General features: G+C 25.9%; 17 protein-coding genes. 16 read left to right on the top strand and 1 reads right to left on the bottom strand.

Annotation, left to right across the window (positions count from 1 at the left end):
- Window positions 1–163 precede the first annotated feature (163 nt).
- The 13 genes from KYD98_RS01770 (at window position 164) to KYD98_RS01710 (ending at window position 13,510) form a co-directional block, all read left to right on the top strand.
- Complete coding sequence (locus tag KYD98_RS01770; RefSeq protein WP_219777871.1) at window positions 164–1,018, top strand: Cof-type HAD-IIB family hydrolase; 855 nt, start codon at window positions 164–166, stop codon at window positions 1,016–1,018.
- Window positions 1,019–1,364: 346 nt separating this feature from the next.
- Complete coding sequence (locus KYD98_RS01765; RefSeq protein WP_219777870.1) at window positions 1,365–3,218, top strand: TIGR03960 family B12-binding radical SAM protein; 1,854 nt, start codon at window positions 1,365–1,367, stop codon at window positions 3,216–3,218.
- Window positions 3,202–3,915: a TIGR03936 family radical SAM-associated protein gene (locus tag KYD98_RS01760; RefSeq protein ID WP_219778008.1), complete on the top strand. Its 714-nt coding sequence runs from the start codon at window positions 3,202–3,204 to the stop codon at window positions 3,913–3,915. The genes KYD98_RS01765 and KYD98_RS01760 overlap by 17 nt, the downstream gene beginning before the upstream one ends.
- Before the next feature lie 96 nt (window positions 3,916–4,011).
- Window positions 4,012–5,451 (top strand): Rne/Rng family ribonuclease, encoded by a 1,440-nt coding sequence (locus tag KYD98_RS01755; RefSeq protein WP_219777869.1) that lies wholly within the window; start codon window positions 4,012–4,014, stop codon window positions 5,449–5,451.
- Window positions 5,452–5,755: 304 nt separating this feature from the next.
- Window positions 5,756–6,067 carry a 50S ribosomal protein L21 gene (gene rplU / locus KYD98_RS01750; protein WP_219777868.1) on the top strand — a complete coding sequence of 104 codons (312 nt, stop codon included), beginning with the start codon at window positions 5,756–5,758 and terminating at the stop codon, window positions 6,065–6,067.
- Between the two features lie 4 nt (window positions 6,068–6,071).
- A complete protein-coding gene (locus KYD98_RS01745) occupies window positions 6,072–6,458 on the top strand; it encodes a ribosomal-processing cysteine protease Prp (protein ID WP_219777867.1) in 387 nt (128 codons plus the stop codon).
- Window positions 6,459–6,462: 4 nt separating this feature from the next.
- A complete protein-coding gene (rpmA, locus tag KYD98_RS01740; protein WP_219777866.1) occupies window positions 6,463–6,762 on the top strand; it encodes a 50S ribosomal protein L27 in 300 nt (99 codons plus the stop codon).
- Between the two features lie 625 nt (window positions 6,763–7,387).
- Window positions 7,388–8,674 carry a GTPase ObgE gene (gene obgE / locus KYD98_RS01735; protein ID WP_219777865.1) on the top strand — a complete coding sequence of 429 codons (1,287 nt, stop codon included), beginning with the start codon at window positions 7,388–7,390 and terminating at the stop codon, window positions 8,672–8,674.
- 366 nt (window positions 8,675–9,040) lie between these two features.
- Window positions 9,041–9,337, top strand: a complete 297-nt coding sequence (yhbY, locus tag KYD98_RS01730; protein ID WP_219777864.1) for a ribosome assembly RNA-binding protein YhbY — start codon at window positions 9,041–9,043, stop codon at window positions 9,335–9,337.
- Window positions 9,338–9,777: 440 nt separating this feature from the next.
- The gene (gene nadD / locus KYD98_RS01725; RefSeq protein WP_219777863.1) at window positions 9,778–10,380 is read left to right on the top strand and encodes a nicotinate-nucleotide adenylyltransferase; all 603 of its coding nucleotides are present in this window, start codon (window positions 9,778–9,780) and stop codon (window positions 10,378–10,380) included.
- Window positions 10,381–10,382: 2 nt separating this feature from the next.
- Complete coding sequence (gene yqeK, locus KYD98_RS01720; protein WP_219777862.1) at window positions 10,383–10,943, top strand: bis(5'-nucleosyl)-tetraphosphatase (symmetrical) YqeK; 561 nt, start codon at window positions 10,383–10,385, stop codon at window positions 10,941–10,943.
- Between the two features lie 251 nt (window positions 10,944–11,194).
- Window positions 11,195–12,469, top strand: a complete 1,275-nt coding sequence (locus tag KYD98_RS01715) for an LCP family protein (protein ID WP_219777861.1) — start codon at window positions 11,195–11,197, stop codon at window positions 12,467–12,469.
- A 141-nt stretch (window positions 12,470–12,610) separates the two neighbouring features.
- Window positions 12,611–13,510 (top strand): RluA family pseudouridine synthase, encoded by a 900-nt coding sequence (locus tag KYD98_RS01710; RefSeq protein ID WP_219777860.1) that lies wholly within the window; start codon window positions 12,611–12,613, stop codon window positions 13,508–13,510.
- A 49-nt stretch (window positions 13,511–13,559) separates the two neighbouring features.
- Here the strand turns inward: KYD98_RS01710 and KYD98_RS01705 are convergent, their stop codons facing one another.
- Window positions 13,560–14,873 carry a D-alanyl-D-alanine carboxypeptidase family protein gene (locus tag KYD98_RS01705; protein WP_219777859.1) on the bottom strand — a complete coding sequence of 438 codons (1,314 nt, stop codon included), beginning with the start codon at window positions 14,871–14,873 and terminating at the stop codon, window positions 13,560–13,562.
- 422 nt (window positions 14,874–15,295) lie between these two features.
- Here KYD98_RS01705 and KYD98_RS01700 point away from each other — a divergent pair, with 422 nt between their 5' ends.
- The 3 genes from KYD98_RS01700 to KYD98_RS01690 all read left to right on the top strand — a co-directional run bounded on the left by KYD98_RS01700 (window position 15,296) and on the right by KYD98_RS01690 (window position 17,128).
- Window positions 15,296–15,922 (top strand): helix-hairpin-helix domain-containing protein, encoded by a 627-nt coding sequence (locus tag KYD98_RS01700; RefSeq protein WP_219777858.1) that lies wholly within the window; start codon window positions 15,296–15,298, stop codon window positions 15,920–15,922.
- A gap of 163 nt (window positions 15,923–16,085) precedes the next feature.
- Window positions 16,086–16,775, top strand: a complete 690-nt coding sequence (locus KYD98_RS01695) for a hypothetical protein (RefSeq protein WP_219777857.1) — start codon at window positions 16,086–16,088, stop codon at window positions 16,773–16,775.
- 20 nt (window positions 16,776–16,795) lie between these two features.
- Window positions 16,796–17,128, top strand: a complete 333-nt coding sequence (locus KYD98_RS01690; RefSeq protein WP_219777856.1) for an RDD family protein — start codon at window positions 16,796–16,798, stop codon at window positions 17,126–17,128.
- Window positions 17,129–17,154: the final 26 nt, after the last annotated feature.

Genomic DNA, 17,154 nt, shown 5'->3' with positions numbered 1-17,154 from the left:
AAACATAGCTAGATTTTTTTATAGATGGCTTATTAGTTTTTTTATGATAGAATTAAATGATATACGGTTATGATAATGCATATGAAATAAAATAATAGACTAAAGAGGTGAGTATACCGGTCTATTATTTTTTGAATGTGCCTAAATAAGAGGAGGGGTTCTAATGATAAAAATTATCGCATCAGATATGGATGGAACATTACTTAATGAAAAACATATTATAAGTAAAGAAAATATAAAGGCTATAAATAAAGCAGAACAAGCTGGTATTATATTTACTATTTCAACAGGAAGAGAATATGATAGTGTTAAACCACTTCTTGAAGAAAGTAAAATAAGATGTCAATGTATTCTTATGAATGGTGCTGAATATAGAGATGAAGATGGAAATATATTAGAATGCATAAACATAGATAAAAACAAAGCTATCAAAATAATAGAAATATTAAAAAATATAAATATATCATTTAGAATTATGACCAATAAAGGGGTATACACTACTGATACAAGAGAAAAGGCTTTAGAAGAAATTGCGTACAGAATTCAATCATTTGAACCAGGTACTAGTTTTGAAGAGGCATTAAGATTAGCAGAAATTAATCCGTTTTTCTTAGAACTTAAATATATTTCTAATATAGAGGAATTCTTTAATAGTGATATAGAATTTAGAAAATTTGTTGCCTTTAATAGTGATTTATCTATTCTTAAAGAAGCTAGGGAAAGATTAGAATCTATAAATGGATTAGCTATTTCATCATCTTTTGAAGATAATATAGAGATTACTGATGAAAAGGCACAAAAGGGAATTATGTTAGCAAAAGTAGTAGATAATATGGGGATAAATAGAGATGAGGTTTTAGTACTTGGGGACAGTTTTAATGATTATTCTATGTTTATGGAATTTACAGAATCTGTAGCTATGGGGAATGCTATACCTGAAGTAAAAGAAATAGCTAAATACATAACTGATACTAATATAAATGACGGTGTTGCTAAAGCTATATATAAAATTTTATAGACAGATTAGGCATATGAATTTATTGTTTTCTGATTATGCCTTATATTAATATCAGATTGATTAAGTATATAAAAGAAAATAATAGTTTAAGTATATTGATCGATTATTTTTTATGCTTTTTTGTATATATAGATTTAAATAAAAGAAACCATTTTATAATTATGGTTATTATTGGGATGAATAAGATTGTTTTAAATACAAGGTAATTGTGTTAGAATAGGGATATTAAATAAGAAGTATACGCTTAGCATACTTCTTTTATTTTATTTAAAATTGACCAAAATTTAGAATATACAGTTAGATAAATATAAGCACATATTAGAGTGTTTCAAGGAGGAAATTTTTAATGAATAAAGTTTCAGATGATATTTTATTTAAAGTAGAAAAGCCAAGTAGATATACTGGTGGAGAATTAAATGAGATTATTAAAGATCCAAAAGAAGTTGATATAAGATTTGCATTTTGTTTCCCTGATGTTTATGAAGTAGGGATGTCACATTTAGGAAGTAGAATATTGTATCATACTATAAATCAAAGAAAAGATACATATTGTGAAAGAGCATTTGCACCATGGCCAGATATGGAAGAACAAATGAGAAAAAATAATATACCATTATTTACTTTAGAAACAAAAGATTCTTTAGATAAGTTTGATATATTAGGGTTCACTTTACAATATGAAATGAGTTATACAAATATATTAAATATGCTTGATATGTCAGGTATAACACTTAGAGCTTCTGAAAGAGGAGAAGATGAACCTATAATTATGGCAGGGGGACCTTGTGCATATAATCCAGAGCCTTTATATGATATAGTAGATTTCTTTGAAATTGGTGAAGGCGAAGAAATGATGAATGATGCCTTAGAACTTTATAAAAAGTATAAAGGTAAGGGGAAAAAGAAAGAATTTTTAAGAGAACTATCAAAGATTCAAGGGATATATGTGCCATCTTTATATGATGTTACTTATAATGAAGACGGTACAATAAAAGAATTTACTCCAAAGTATGATGATGTACCAAAGGTTATTACTAAGAGAATTATCAATAATTATACTAAGGTAGATTTCCCAGATAAGTTTATAGTACCTTATTCAGAAATAGTACATGATAGGGTAGTATTAGAAACTTTTAGAGGATGTACTAATGGATGTAGATTCTGTCAAGCAGGAATGATTTATAGACCTGTTAGAGAAAAGAAGAGAGAAGACTTAGTAAAACAAGCTAGAGAATTAGTTAATAATACAGGATATCAAGAAATTTCTTTAGCATCATTAAGTACTTGTGATTATTCTGAAATTGAATATTTAATTAAGGATTTAATGAATGAACATGAGAAAAATAAGGTTGCGATAGCTCTTCCATCAATAAGAGTTGATGCATTCTCAGTGGACTTAATTAAAGAAATTCAAAAGGTTAAGAAAACAGGATTAACTTTTGCTCCAGAAGCAGGTTCTCAAAGAATGAGAGACATAATTAATAAGGGATTAACAGAAGAAAGAATATTAGAAGCAGCTAAAAGTGCATTTGAATCAGGTTGGAGTTCAATAAAACTTTACTTTATACTTGGTTTACCATATGAAAATATAGAAGATTGTATAGCTATTGGTGAATTAGCTGAAAAGATAGTTGCTAAATATTATGAAGTACCTAAGGGTGTTAGAAATAAAGGTTTAAGAGTTACAGTAAGTACTTCAATTCTTGTTCCAAAACCATTTACACCATTCCAATGGGCTCCTATGGAAAGAATGGAGATTGTAAGAGATAAGATTCAAGCTGTTAAAGGTTCACTAAAATCTAGAGCAATAAATTATAATTATCATGCTCAAAAAACATCATTTATGGAAGCTCTATTTGCAAGAGGCGATAGAAAACTATGTGATGTTTTATTAAAAGCTTTTGAAAAAGGTGCAAAATTTGATGGATGGTCAGAATATTTTAACTATAATGCATGGATGGAAGCATTAGAAGAATGTAATATAGATGGTGATTTCTATGTTTATAGAGAAAGAGACTATTCTGAAATATTACCTTGGGATTTCATTAATATAGGTGTTAATAGAAAATACCTAGAGAATGAAAATGAAAAAGCTAAAAGAGGAGAATTAACTCAAAACTGTAGAAAAGGATGTACAGGATGTGGAGTTAATGTGAATTTTAAAGAAGGAGAATGTTTTGAAGGTGCGATACTTAATTAAATATACTAAAGAATCAAATGTTAAATTCATTTCTCATTTAGATTTAATGAGAACTATTCAAAAAAATATTAGAAGAGCGGAATTACCTATACAATATTCAAGAGGGTTTAATCCACATATGACTATGTCTATTGCACAACCTTTAGCAGTAGGAGTATATTCAGAAGGTGAATATATGGATATAGTACTTGTAGAAGAAGTAGATGAAAAAGAAATAGTCGATAGATTAAATGCGGTATCATCAAGTGGAATAAAATTTAAAACAGCAACTAAAATACCTTATGTTGAAGGTGAAAAAAAGGTTCCACAAGGTATGGCTTTAATTGATGCTGCTAGATATATAGTAAAGGTTTCTTATGAAAGTGTTGATAGTTTAGAAGAAGAACTTAATAATCTTCTTAATAACCAAAAAGAATGGGTGACTATAAAGAAAAGTAAAAAAGGCGAAAAAGAAGTTGATATAAAATCAATGATTAGAGAATTTAAATTTTGGCTTAAGGATAATGATCTAATACTTAATATGGTATTAAATTCAGGAAGTAGAGAACATTTAGCACCAGAATTGGTTGTTAAATATATTCAAGAAAAAACTTCAAATTCAAAACTAGAATCATTTGTTGAAATAAAAAGAGAAGAAATGTACTTTTTAAATGGAGAAAAGCTGTTGCCTTTATATAAAGCAGCAGAATTTAAATAAATTCTATAAGTAAAATAATGTTTGGTTATGTTTTAGAATATCAACATTCACTTAAAACATAACATGATATCTAAATGCATTTAGGATGTGATCAAGGTGAAGGAAATTTTCATAGAAAGAAAAGAATTCTTATTACGTATTGGTATAAGAGAAAACGGAAAGTTAGTAGAAAGTATTGTTGAAGAAAAGAAAAATGAACCTATAATAGGAGAAATATATAAGGGAAGAATAAAAAATATTCTTCCTTCAATAAATTCTGTCTTTATTGATTTAGGATTAAATAAAGAAGGATATATGTATTATAGCGAGGAGCTTAAAGCTAAAGGGCTAAAAAAAGGTCAAGATATATTAGTTGAAGTTATTAAAGAACCTTTAAATGATAAAGGTGCAAAGTTGAGCTCGAAAGTTAGTATTCCCGGGAAATATATTGTCTTAAATTGTTATGAAAAGGGGATAAATTTTTCTAAGAGAATAACTGATAAGCAAAAGAAAAATGAAATATTAGATAATATAAAATTAATTGATAATGTTGGGATAACTATTAGAACAGAAGGGGCTAATGCTAGTATTGAAGAAATTAATAAAGAGCTTAATAAGCTATATTTAGAATTTGAAAATTTAGATAGAAATATGAAATACTCACCTGACATAAAAAAGCTTTATGGAGAAGATTTAAGTTTATTTAAGATTTTAAGAAATTCTATTGGTAAAGAATCAATTAAGATATATGTCGATAATAAAAACGATTTTGATAAAGTGGGTTCTTTTATTGAAGGGGAAGAAAACTTAACTTTAGAGATGTATTCTGGAATAAGAAATCTTTTTGATGTTTATGGACTGGAAAAAGAACTTTTGAAATTAAGACATAATAAGGTTAACCTTCCATGTGGAGGATATATAGTTATAGATAAAACAGAAGCTATGTACGTGATTGATGTTAATAGTGGAAAGAACGTAAAAGGTAAAAGTTTTAATAAGACTATATTAGAAACTAATTTAGAGGCAGCAGAAGAAATTGGAAGCCAGATAAGAGTTAGAAATTTAAGTGGAATTATTCTTATTGATTTTATAGATATGAGAGATAGAAACCAAAAAAGTATTGTTATGAATACTTTAGAAGAAAGTTTATCATCAGATAAGGGTAATATAAAAATATTCCCATTTACAGAACTTGATTTAGTTCAAATAGCTAGAAAAAGACAAGGAAAAAGCATATATGAATATATGGAAGAAAACTGTGGATTATGTAAGGGGAATGGTATGATTTTAAAACTTTCTTATATTCAAGGTCTTATAAGAAATGAAATTTTAAGGATACAAGAAGAAAATTCAATAGAGTGCTTTTATATAGAAGTTGATAGTATTTATAGAGAAAGAATTCAGGGAGATTTATTTAATTTTATAACAGAGATTGAAGGACTTAATAAAGAAATTTATTTAAATTATGTAGATAATATAGAGGGATTTAAAGTTGAGCCATTAATTTTTCAAAGTCAAAAAGACAATGTTTCGAGTTATAGAGTAAGTTTAAATTAACGTTTATATATTTAAATTTTCAACATATTATTAATTATATAAATTATGTATATAAAGAGGAATGTAAGTTATATAAATTAGTTTTTGGAATTAAAATTTTAGTTTGTTTTTATATTAAAATATCAAGATTTACTTAAATTTAATATATTATGTATAAAAAATATATAAAATCGTAGATTTTAATTTACAAAGAAACAATAATGTGATAGAATGGCTTTTGTAGACCGCTCACATAAGGTTTTTTAGTAAACAAAATAATATTTTGTACCGAAAGTGGCGAGACCGTTATTGAGGAGGTGTTTTAATGTACGCAGTATTAGCAACAGGAGGAAAGCAATACAGAGTTCAAGAAGGAGACGTAATATACGTTGAAAAACTTAACGCTGAAGTTGACTCAACAGTTGAATTAACAGAAGTTCTAGCAGTAGGAAATGGTGAAACTATAAAAGTAGGTGCACCAGTTGTCGAAGGAGCTAAGGTTGTAGCTAAAGTTGCAGCTCAAGGCAAGCAAAAGAAAGTTGTAGTTTTCAAGTATAAAGCTAAGAAAGACTATAGAAGAAAGAATGGACACAGACAACCTTACACTAAGTTAGTAATCGAAAAGATAGAAGCTTAATATTATGATTAAAGTAACTTTTAGTTATGATAGTAGTAATATTGTTGGATTTGTAATCAATAATCATGCATTGTCAGCTGATAGAGATTTCAGAAATGATGTTTCTTTAGTTGGTGAGACCTTTGATATGATATGTAATTCTGTTTCAGTTTTATCACAAAGTGTAATTATTGGATTGGATGAAGTTTTAAAACTTAATTCAACTTATGAAATCAATGATGGATACTTAAAGTTAGATCTTAATGATTTTAACAAAGAAGAAATAGAACAATCGCAGGTTTTACTGAAAACTTTTGAAAAAAGCTTAGAAAGTGTAATTTTAGGTTTAGATCAAATGTTTGGATGTAAGAAACGTAAAGAGTATATAACTTTATTGAAAGAGGAGGTGTAGTCACATGTTAATTATGAACCTTCAATTATTCGCTCACAAAAAAGGAGTAGGTAGTTCTAAGAATGGTAGAGACTCAGAATCAAAGAGATTAGGAGTTAAATCTGCAGACGGAGAATTTGTTCTTGCTGGAAATATCATAGTAAGACAAAGAGGAACTAAGGTACATCCAGGTAACAACGTTGGAAGGGGTAAAGATGATACTTTATTCGCAAAGATCGACGGAATAGTTAGATTTGAAAGAATGGGTAGAGATAAGAAAAAAGCTAGTGTTTACCCAACAGACGTTGAAGCAATAGCTGAATAATTATTTTTAATAAAGCACCCTTTTTAAAAGGGTGCTTTTTAAGTTATATATATATTATATTTTTAGGCACATTAGAAAATAACAGACCAGTGCAATTCTTAGTTAGTTTATACTATTTTAGCAATTTAAACTTACATACTTGTCTGATACAAAATATTAAAGTATCTTTAATCTGTTATTTTATTTTATGTGCCTTAATTTACATAAATATCGTGGATTATAATTTATTAAAGCATAATTTAAAAAAGATAATAAATATTATGCTTTAATATTTTAATTTAAGATCATACTTTGTGAGTAAATTCAGCTGATAGTTTGTTGTTAACTGATTTTGTTTACTTGTTTGAAATAAAAAAATATATATATTAGAATTATTTAATAATTTCAAGATATATATAGAATCATTAATAAACAAAATATATATTAATAAATAAAATATATTTTTGGATAAAAGTAGTTTTAGTCAAAAATTCTTTAATGATTTAAATAGTATATTTATGTTAAGAATTTAATTAGATTTTAGTGTATGATAATAAAGTATAAACTCAAATGAAATACTAAGTAATAAAAATATATTTTAGATATATTATTTGTTTAAGATAATTTATTTAAGGAGGGTGATTATATGTTTATAGATAAATCCAAGGTCTTTATAAAATCAGGAAAAGGCGGAGATGGAGCCGTTTCATTTAGAAGAGAAAAATATGTACCACTTGGAGGCCCAGATGGTGGAGATGGTGGAGATGGTGGAAGTATCATATTTAGAGTTGATACTGGAATTACTACATTATTAGATTTTAAATATAAGAAGAAATTCATAGCAGAGGATGGTCAAAATGGAGGCGGTTCTAAATGTTATGGTAAAGATGGATCAGATCTTATTATAAAAGTACCTATGGGAACTATTATAAGAGAAGAACAAAGTAATAAAGTAATTGTAGACCTTTCACATAAAGATCAAGAATTCGTATTGTTAAGAGGCGGAAAAGGTGGAAAAGGAAATGCAAAATTTGCTACTCCAACAAGGCAAGCACCACATTTTGCTGAACCAGGAATGCCAGGAGAAGAAATATCAATAATTTTAGAATTAAAATTATTAGCTGATGTTGGTTTATTAGGATTCCCTAATGTTGGAAAATCAACATTATTATCAATGACAACAAAAGCAAAACCAAAGATAGCTAACTATCATTTTACTACTATTAAGCCAAATTTAGGAGTCGTTGCAGTGGATGGTATAGAGCCATTTGTTATGGCAGATATCCCAGGTATAATTGAAGGTGCAGCAGAAGGTGTAGGTCTTGGAATACAATTCTTAAAACATATAGAAAGAACAAGACTATTAATTCATATAGTTGATATTTCTGGAGTTGAAGGAAGAGAGCCTTTTGAAGATTTCGTTAAAATAAATGAAGAATTAAAGAAATATTCTGTTAAGCTTTGGGATAGACCACAAATTGTTGTAGCAAATAAAACAGATTTACTTTATGATGATGAAGTTTTTGAAGACTTTAAGAAGAAAGTTCAAGAATTAGGAGTTAAGACTGTTTTCAAAATGTCAGCAGCAACAAGAGATGGCGTAGATGAAGTTATAAAAGAAGCAGCAAGAATGTTAAAGGATATTCCAATTAGAGAATTAGAAATTTCAGAAGATGAAATGTATATACCAGAAGAAAAGAGATTTACATACACTATTTCTATTGAAGAAGGAGAAGAATTTGATACTTATGTTATTTCAGGTTCATTTGTAGATAGATTATTAAGTGCTGTAAATATACATGATTCAGATTCATTAAGATACTTCCATAAAGTACTTAGAAATAAAGGTATTATGGATGAATTAAGAGAAATGGGCATACAAGATGAAGATGTAGTAAGATTAAATGATTTTGAATTTGAATATCTACTATAATAAAAAAGGGCTATATTTTAAAGCACTGTTGATATTATAGTATAAAGCTCATGGACAGAGGAATTTACTTTAAGAACTCTAAAATAAAGCTTAGTTCAATTAATGCATGCTCCCAATCACAGATTGATGACAAGCAATTAATTGTAAGACTAAAAGGAAACTCGACTCATGTACATTCGCTGAGTAAGTTCAAGTAACAAAATATAAAATTTTGACTTTCACTTAAGAGTTCTAAAAAGCAAATTCCAATGCCACTTCGCCCTTATACTAAAATATTAACATTCATTTAAAATATAGAGTAAAAACAAATGGTTTCGAACTACATAGATTAAGTTATAAACTATGTAGTTTTAAGGAGGAAAATAAATGTTAACAGGAAAACAAAGAGCATATTTAAGAGGTTTAGCTAATGATATAGTTCCAATATTCCAAGTTGGGAAGAATGGAATAGAAGAAAACTTCTTAAAACAAGTTACACAAGCTTTAGAAAAAAGAGAATTAATAAAAATAAAAGTTTTAGAAAATAGTGGTTTAGATACAAGAGAAACTTCAGATTTAATATGTAAGAGTATTAGATGTGAAGGCGTTCAAGCAATAGGAAATAAAATGGTTTTATATAAAAAATCAAAAAATAAACCTAAAATAGAATTACCTACAAAATAAATATTTTAATTACAATATCAATAATATTTATATCACCTTCTTTTCAAATAAGAATTAAATTTGAAAAGAGGGTGATTTTTTTAATTCATAGGAAATTATAGAATTTTTGAAGCTTGAAAGGCTGAAAAAATCTAATGTTATGGAGATATTTTTGAATTGACAATGGACAATTGACAATGTAGGATGAAATCACTCAGTGATTTATAAATAATATATATTAAAGAAAGCCTGTGACTTTCAACAATAATTGTCCATTGTCAACTGTCAATTGTTCATTGAAACGTGGCGTAGCCACTTTTTTTATGGTTAATATATAATATTACTTCGTGATATAATAAACAATAGAATGAAACTATAAATAGAATTCTTGATTTTAGATGTAGATTTTCTTTAACTAAGAGATAGAATTCTTTATTTACAGGTGTGTAGGAGGCAATACAATGAAACGATATGGTATAATAGGAGGTACATTTGACCCAATCCATTATGCACATTTATATATAGCATATGAAGCTAAAAAACAGTTGGATTTAGATGAAGTAATTTTTATGCCAGCAGGTAATCCACCACATAAAGATGGAAAATGTATTACTGATGCTTCTTTAAGGTATGATATGGTTAACTTAGCAATACAAGATTATAATGAATTTTCTATCTCAAGTTATGAAATAGAAAAAAATGGGTTAAGCTTTACTTATCAAACATTAGAACATTTAAAATCTAAAGATAGAGAGTTATTTTTTATTACAGGAGCTGACTGTTTAATAGATATAGAAAAGTGGGAAAATGTCTCCAAAATATTATCGCTATGTAATCTTGTGGTTTTTACAAGAGGTGGAATAAATAATGATGAATTAATTAAGCAAGAGAAATACATTCAAAAGAAATATGAGGTAGACATAACTGTTTTAAAGCTAAATCAACTTGAAATATCATCTACAGATATAAGAAAAAGAATAAAAGATAAAGAAAGAATAGATTTTTTTGTGCCTAATTCAGTTGTAAATTTTATAGAAAAAAATGAATTATACAGGGAGGACTAAGCTTGTTATCTATAAAAGAAATAAATAAATATCTTAAAAATAATTTAAAACCTAGTAGGTATGAACATACATTAGGAGTAGTAGAAACTGCAAAAGCTTTAGCTAAACTTAATGGTATTTCAGAAGAAAAGGCAGAAATTGCAGCACTTGCACATGATGTAGCTAAGAATTTAAGTAAGTATAAGATGGAAGAAATAATAAATGAAAATAATATTTTATTATCAGAAGTTGAGAAGAAAAATTTTAATTTATGGCATAGTATAATTGCACCGATAGAAGCAAAAGAGAAATTAAAAATTGAAGATAATGAAATTTTAGATGCAATAAGATGGCATACAACTGGTAAAGAGAATATGTCTATTTTAACTAAAATAATATATATATCTGACATGATTGAACCTAATAGAAATTTTCCAGGAGTAGAAAAAATAAGACAACTTACATTTGAAAATTTAGATAAAGGTGTTATATATGGTTTATCTGAAAGTATTAAAGATTTATTAAATAAAAATATGCTAATTGATTTAAATACAATTAAAGCAAGAAATTATTTTATTCTTTAAGAATTTATATTTTTAAAAATATATGGATAATTTAGATTATATTATTACTTAAAGATTAAGAAATAAAACCTAAAGAATAAAAAATAATCATATGCTGCACCATTATTCCTGCACTACGTTTGGAAAGGGTGCATGCCTAAAAAAATTGATGCTGCACAGTCGCTTAGCGATTTTTTTGTTATTTAGAATTTATAAAAATTTATATTAATATAGGTAAGTAATATAATATTTTTTGTATAAGGGGGTATAACGTGGGGAAGAAAAAATTAAAGAAAAATAAAAAAAAGTTTAGTTTAAAGAATTTTACATTTAAAAATATTATAGAAAATTTAATTTTAGCATCAATAGCATTAGTAATAACTTTTATTATAGTATTTTTTATTTCAGCATTTTTATTTTTGGGAAAAATAAATGATAATAATATGATAAAAGCAACTAAAGTATCCTCTAGTAAACCTATAAATATTCTTTTACTTGGAACGGATATAGGAGATCCAAATCAACCAGAGAATGCATCTATAAAGAGAACAGATACTATAATGATATTGAATTATAATCCAGATAATAAAAAGTTACAGTTAGTTTCAATTCCAAGAGATACATTAATAGAAGTTAATGGAAAAAAATTTAAAATAAATTCTGCTTATGCTATAGGAGGAGAAAAACGAATAAAAACAGAAGTGGAAAAACTACTTAATGTAAATGTAAATTATATTGTTAAAATAGACTATAATGCATTTAGGGAATTTATTGATTCAATTGGAGGCATCAAGATGCCAATAGAAAGAAATATGATATATGATGATGAGGGACAAAATCTTCATATTAATTTTAAAGCAGGAGAAACTGTTAAATTAGATGGGCAAAAAGCAGAAGAATTTTTTAGGTGGAGAAAAAATAATGATGGTTCTGGATTTGCAAATGGAGATTTAGATAGAATAGAAAACCAACAAAAGTTTATTTCAAAAGTAGTAAAAAAATGTACAAGTCCATTAATTTTATTTAGATTACCTAGTATTTTTAAGGCTTTAGGTGATAATATAGAAACTAATATGCCACCTAGTAAGATAATGTATTATGGATTTAAATTCACGGGATTAAAGCTTGAAGAAATGACAATGAAAACAGCACAAGGAATACCAAAAACAATAAATGGAGAGTCATTTTTGATATTTGATAAAAACTTAAATAAGGGTACAATAACATCATTATCATCATCTGGAGAAGATATTTCTGAGTTATCAAAGAAAGATATTACAATAAAAATATTAAATGCTACAAAAATAAATGGACTAGCAGCAGGGTTAAAACAACAATTAAATGGACTTGGATATACGAGAATTGATACTGGAAATATTGAAGAAAGAACTAAAAGTTCTATCTTATCGAATAATGAAGTTATACTAAATATGATTGATAAAGATATAAAAATTGGAAAACATGAAGAAAAACCAGATAAATTAGAATACAAAGATTATGATATAGTCATAATATTAGGTAAAGATTTTAAAAACTTTGGAGAATAAACAAAAATGCTTTAATAAAATACTTATGCTTTAAGTAAATATTGATAATATAGTGATAGTTTGCTCTATACTATAATATGAAGAATATTTTAAAATATGGATTATTAGTAAAGCATTCTTAAGAGGGAGAATTTTAATTATATGAGTATTTTACAGGAAAAAGTTAAAGGTGTTGAAGAGAGAATTAAAATAAAGGAGTATTTAAAAGAAAATCTTGGATTATCTACAAGATTAATAAGAAGTGCTTCAAAAGATCAAAGAATATCTGTTAATGATGCAGTAGTTAGAATGAACTACATGATTAAAAATGATGATATTATAAAAATAGATTTAGAAAAAAATGAAGGTCAGGATATAACTCCAGAAAAAATGGATTTAGATATTGTTTATGAAGATGATGATATTTTAGTAATTAATAAGAAACCTTTTATGATAGTTCATCCAACCAAAAATTATCAAAGTGGAACATTAGCAAATGGAGTACTAAATTATTTTCAAGAAACAGATCAAAAATGTATAGTTAGACTAGTTTCAAGGTTAGATATGAATACTTCAGGACTTATTATTATAGCTAAGAATCAGTTTTCACATGGAATGTTATCTAAAAATATGAAAGAAAAAGTGCAAAAAAGATATTTGGCTATCGTTCATGGTAATTTAAAAGATAAAGAAGGAACAATAGATTTACCTATTTATAGACCAGAAGGAATAGAATATGGAACTATGAGAATAGTTGATGAAAGAGGACAAAAAAGTATAACTCACTATAAAGTCATTGAAAGCTTTAATGGAGGAGATTTAGTAGAATGTCTTTTAGAAACTGGTAGAACACATCAAATAAGAGTTCATTTAAGTCATTTAGGACATCCAATTTATGGGGATATTTTATATGGATATGGTGAGGATGAAGATGATTTAATAAAGCGTCAAGCATTACACGCTTATGGATTAGATTTTAATTCTCCAAGAACAGGTGAGTTACTTTCTTTAAGAGCAGATTTGCCAGATGATATGAATGAGTTATTAAAAAAAATAAGATAAATAATAAAAGAGGATTTTATTCTAGAATTAGTGTAAAATCCTCTTTTATTTATTTATTAATTCTTTTATTAAAATTATCATTAATTTTAGGTAAAGAACTAGTTATTTCTAATAGTTTTTTTTTTCTTTTCTTCTTCTTCTTTCTTTCTATTAAATAAGTTGATATTCCAAGTAATGATATTCCTAAAACACTACCTCCAACTATTAAATTTGTTTTATATTTATTAAAAAAGTGTTTTATATCGTCTTTAATATCATATTGTCTAGAAATAGCAGATGCTAGATCTACCGAGCATAATTTTTCATTATTTAAATAAACATTTCCTTTTAAAATTACATCCCCTTTATTAAAAGAGGTTTTAGATAAGTTCTTTTCTTCTATATCAATATGAGGAGTTGCGTTTTTATTCTCATCTTTAGGAACAACATAATCTATGTCTTTTGTAGCAATTAGAGGAACTGTAAGTTCTTCATTAATTTTGTAACTATCTATTTGCTGTCCTTCTTTATAGAGATTAATAAAATCAAAATTATCAAACCCATAATTTAAAATATCTTTCATGTCTTCAAAGTTCTTATTTTTGTCTAAAGCATTAAGAAAGGAAGCAACTATTATATGTCCATTTTTTTCAGCAGATATTGTATATGTATGATTAGCTTTAGTAGTATAGCCGTTCTTACCAGCTATAGTATAAGGATAATAATATTTTGACATAGGATTTATCATATGATTTTTATTATTAACCCAAATAGTTCTAGATGAATCATTTTTAATTTTAATTTCATAACATTTTACATTACAAATATTTAATAATTCTTTATTTTTAATAGCTTCTCTCATAATTAAAGATAAATCTTTTGATGTAGTTAAGTGCTCAGGATCTGGCAAGCCACTAGGATTTTTAAAATGTGTATTTAAGGCACCAAGTTCTTTTGCTTTTTTATTCATAAGTACTGAAAAATCTTCAATTGATGAAGAAACATGACAAGCTAAAGCATTAGCAGCATCATTTCCTGATTCTAATAATAGTCCTAATAAAAGATCTTTTATAGTTACGATATCACCTTTTAAAAGTCCTATAGTTGTACCATCAACTTTTGTGAAGTCTTCTTGAACAGTAACTTCCTCATCTAATGAACAATTTTCTAGAGTTATTAATGCAGTCATAACTTTAGTAGTTGATGCAGGTTCTAATAATTTATCACTATTTTTACTATATAATATTTTCCCAGTAGAAGCATCCATTAATGTGCATCCTTCAGCATTTATTTCTGGAGGAGTTGCAAGTGCATAAGAGTTTATAGCTGGAAATAAAAATAAACTTAAAATAAGTATATTAAGTACTTTCAAAATGTATTTCATATTCTTCTCCATAATATATTACATATTTTTATTATATATATTGCAATTTAAATTCTATATTTATTTAAATCATTTTGTTAAATATAATTTAAATTTAAACTTAAAATTTGATTGTAGAAATTATATTACAACATAAATATTATAAATTTTATTATTATAAATTTTATTTTACCAAAAAAAACATTAATACGCTATAAAAATCTTATTTTATTACATTAAATGGTATATAAGTAATATTTTAAGTGAAGAATTAATATTAAATACTTAATAAATAGACTTAATATTGAAAATATATAAGTTACAATAAAATTTGTTAATTAATCTAATAAGAACATATACATTAATGTTTACTTAAAAATAAAATATAAAAGGAAGGAGAGTATTGCTTAAATATATAAGTTAGTATTTAAGTAAAAATATATATGGATAAAGAAAAAAAGAAGATAGGTATAATTGCAATAATAATTATAATATTAGCAATAACTATATTTACATATATTAGGGGTGGAGCTAAAGAATTAAAGAAAAATGATAATACTTCTATATTTGTTGAAAATAATGCTTTAGAAACTGAAGCAGACAATGATAAAAACTTTATTAAAGAGATAAAGAATAAAAAAATAGTTGTAGAAATAAAAGGAGAAGTAAATAAACCAGACGTTTATGAATTAAACGATGATTCTATAGTTAAAGATCTTATTGATATTGCTGGTGGAATTACAGAAAAGGCTGAAATATCAAATATAAATAGAGCTAAAAAACTTCAAAATCATGAATTAATATATATAAGTAATAAAAATGAGATATTAAACAAAGGAGAAAGCTTAAATAACACTGGAACTTCTTTAAAGAATAATGGAAAGATAAATATAAATTCATCCTCAATGGAAGAATTAAAGAAAATACCAGGTATAGGAGATGCTAAAGCAAAAAAGATAATTGAATATAGAGAAAATATTGGCTTATTTAATTCAATTGAAGATCTAAGAAATATAGATGGCATTGGGGAGAAAATGTTTGAGAAATTAAAAAATGAAGTTGAAGTTTAAAAATGTAATGTTTCAATTATAACATATTTATTAAATATTTTTTTATTGTCACATATTTGAAATATAATAATGATACAATATATTTTTGTAATGTGGTATTCTAGATAGGGAATGTATTTAATAATCTAGTTAAAAAATTTATAAAATTTAGGGGGATTTTCTAATGTCCAAAAAAATCTGCAGTATAATAATTACCCTATTAATTTCCACATCATTAGCAGGGTGTATTAATATTAAAGGTAATGATAAAGAAAAAGATATTAATTCTAAAACAAAAACAGAACAAAAGAGTGAAAATTTAGAGGGGTCATGGGCAAAAAATTATAGCTTAGATCAAACTAAGAGTTTTTTCAATTCTTATTTATATAAAATGGAACAAATAACAAAAGAACTTGAGTTAGATTACTCTAAAGAAGATGTAGTAAAAGAAGAAAAGGATCAAATTATAAATACAAAATCAATATATTTTGATAATAAAGATCCACAGGCTAATAAGATGGAAAGTATGTATTTTGGAATGAAAATATTTGATGAAGATTTATCATCAGGAGAAATAGAATTAAAGTTAAGCTTAAAATTTGATAGCAAGGGAGCTATCGAAAATGGTGATTTTGATTTAGGAAAGACATCTTTTAAACGATATATAGAAACATTTACTGGTAAAATAGATAGAGATTATTCATCAATAAATAAGCAAATAATTGATAGATTAAAAAATGGTGAATCAGAATTTATTATAGAAGATAATATAGATGGTTTAAAAGAAGAAATTATGGTAAATAAAGAGTACATAATATATAAATTAGCTACTAAAAAATATGATTTTAAAAATCCAGATATGATTGTAGAATAGTAGCACAAGGGGGAAGAACTATGAATGAAGAAAATAATAATATGAATGAATTTGAAACAGAAGAGAATGAAGTAAAAACTGAAGAAACAAAATTAGAAAAAGTACAAAATAAAGAAGTTTCGTTTTTTAAGAAAATCCTTTCTAATATAATCGATCAATTAATAGTACTTGCAATGTCAGGTATAATATTATTAATTTTTAAGTTTATATTAAAATTAATAGGATATAATGTGATAATGCCACTAGGATTTTTACTAATATTTTATTATATAATTAATGTTTTATATTCATCAATAACAGAAAATACTAAAGGTAAGAGAAGTATAGGAAAAAAAGTTTTTAATATAGGTTAAAGAATTTTAAATTATAGGAGAGAGCA

The organism is Clostridium weizhouense (assembly GCF_019431045.1).
Classification (GTDB): Bacteria; Bacillota; Clostridia; order Clostridiales; family Clostridiaceae; genus Clostridium; species Clostridium weizhouense.
Note: the sequence above shows the minus strand (reverse complement) of the source record. Positions and strands in the feature narration are given on the sequence as shown.

Excerpts from the sequence above, each read along its gene's own strand:
- KYD98_RS01770 (WP_219777871.1), top strand. The coding sequence starts at position 164 with ATGATAAAAATTATCGCATCAGATATGGATGGAACATTACTTAATGAA.
- KYD98_RS01765 (WP_219777870.1), top strand. The coding sequence starts at position 1,365 with ATGAATAAAGTTTCAGATGATATTTTATTTAAAGTAGAAAAGCCAAGT.
- rplU (WP_219777868.1), top strand. The coding sequence starts at position 5,756 with ATGTACGCAGTATTAGCAACAGGAGGAAAGCAATACAGAGTTCAAGAA.
- KYD98_RS01745 (WP_219777867.1), top strand. The coding sequence starts at position 6,072 with ATGATTAAAGTAACTTTTAGTTATGATAGTAGTAATATTGTTGGATTT.
- rpmA (WP_219777866.1), top strand. The coding sequence starts at position 6,463 with ATGTTAATTATGAACCTTCAATTATTCGCTCACAAAAAAGGAGTAGGT.
- obgE (WP_219777865.1), top strand. The coding sequence starts at position 7,388 with ATGTTTATAGATAAATCCAAGGTCTTTATAAAATCAGGAAAAGGCGGA.
- yhbY (WP_219777864.1), top strand. The coding sequence starts at position 9,041 with ATGTTAACAGGAAAACAAAGAGCATATTTAAGAGGTTTAGCTAATGAT.
- nadD (WP_219777863.1), top strand. The coding sequence starts at position 9,778 with ATGAAACGATATGGTATAATAGGAGGTACATTTGACCCAATCCATTAT.
- KYD98_RS01710 (WP_219777860.1), top strand. The coding sequence starts at position 12,611 with ATGAGTATTTTACAGGAAAAAGTTAAAGGTGTTGAAGAGAGAATTAAA.
- KYD98_RS01705 (WP_219777859.1), bottom strand. The coding sequence starts at position 14,873 with ATGAAATACATTTTGAAAGTACTTAATATACTTATTTTAAGTTTATTT.
- KYD98_RS01700 (WP_219777858.1), top strand. The coding sequence starts at position 15,296 with ATGGATAAAGAAAAAAAGAAGATAGGTATAATTGCAATAATAATTATA.
- KYD98_RS01695 (WP_219777857.1), top strand. The coding sequence starts at position 16,086 with ATGTCCAAAAAAATCTGCAGTATAATAATTACCCTATTAATTTCCACA.
- KYD98_RS01690 (WP_219777856.1), top strand. The coding sequence starts at position 16,796 with ATGAATGAAGAAAATAATAATATGAATGAATTTGAAACAGAAGAGAAT.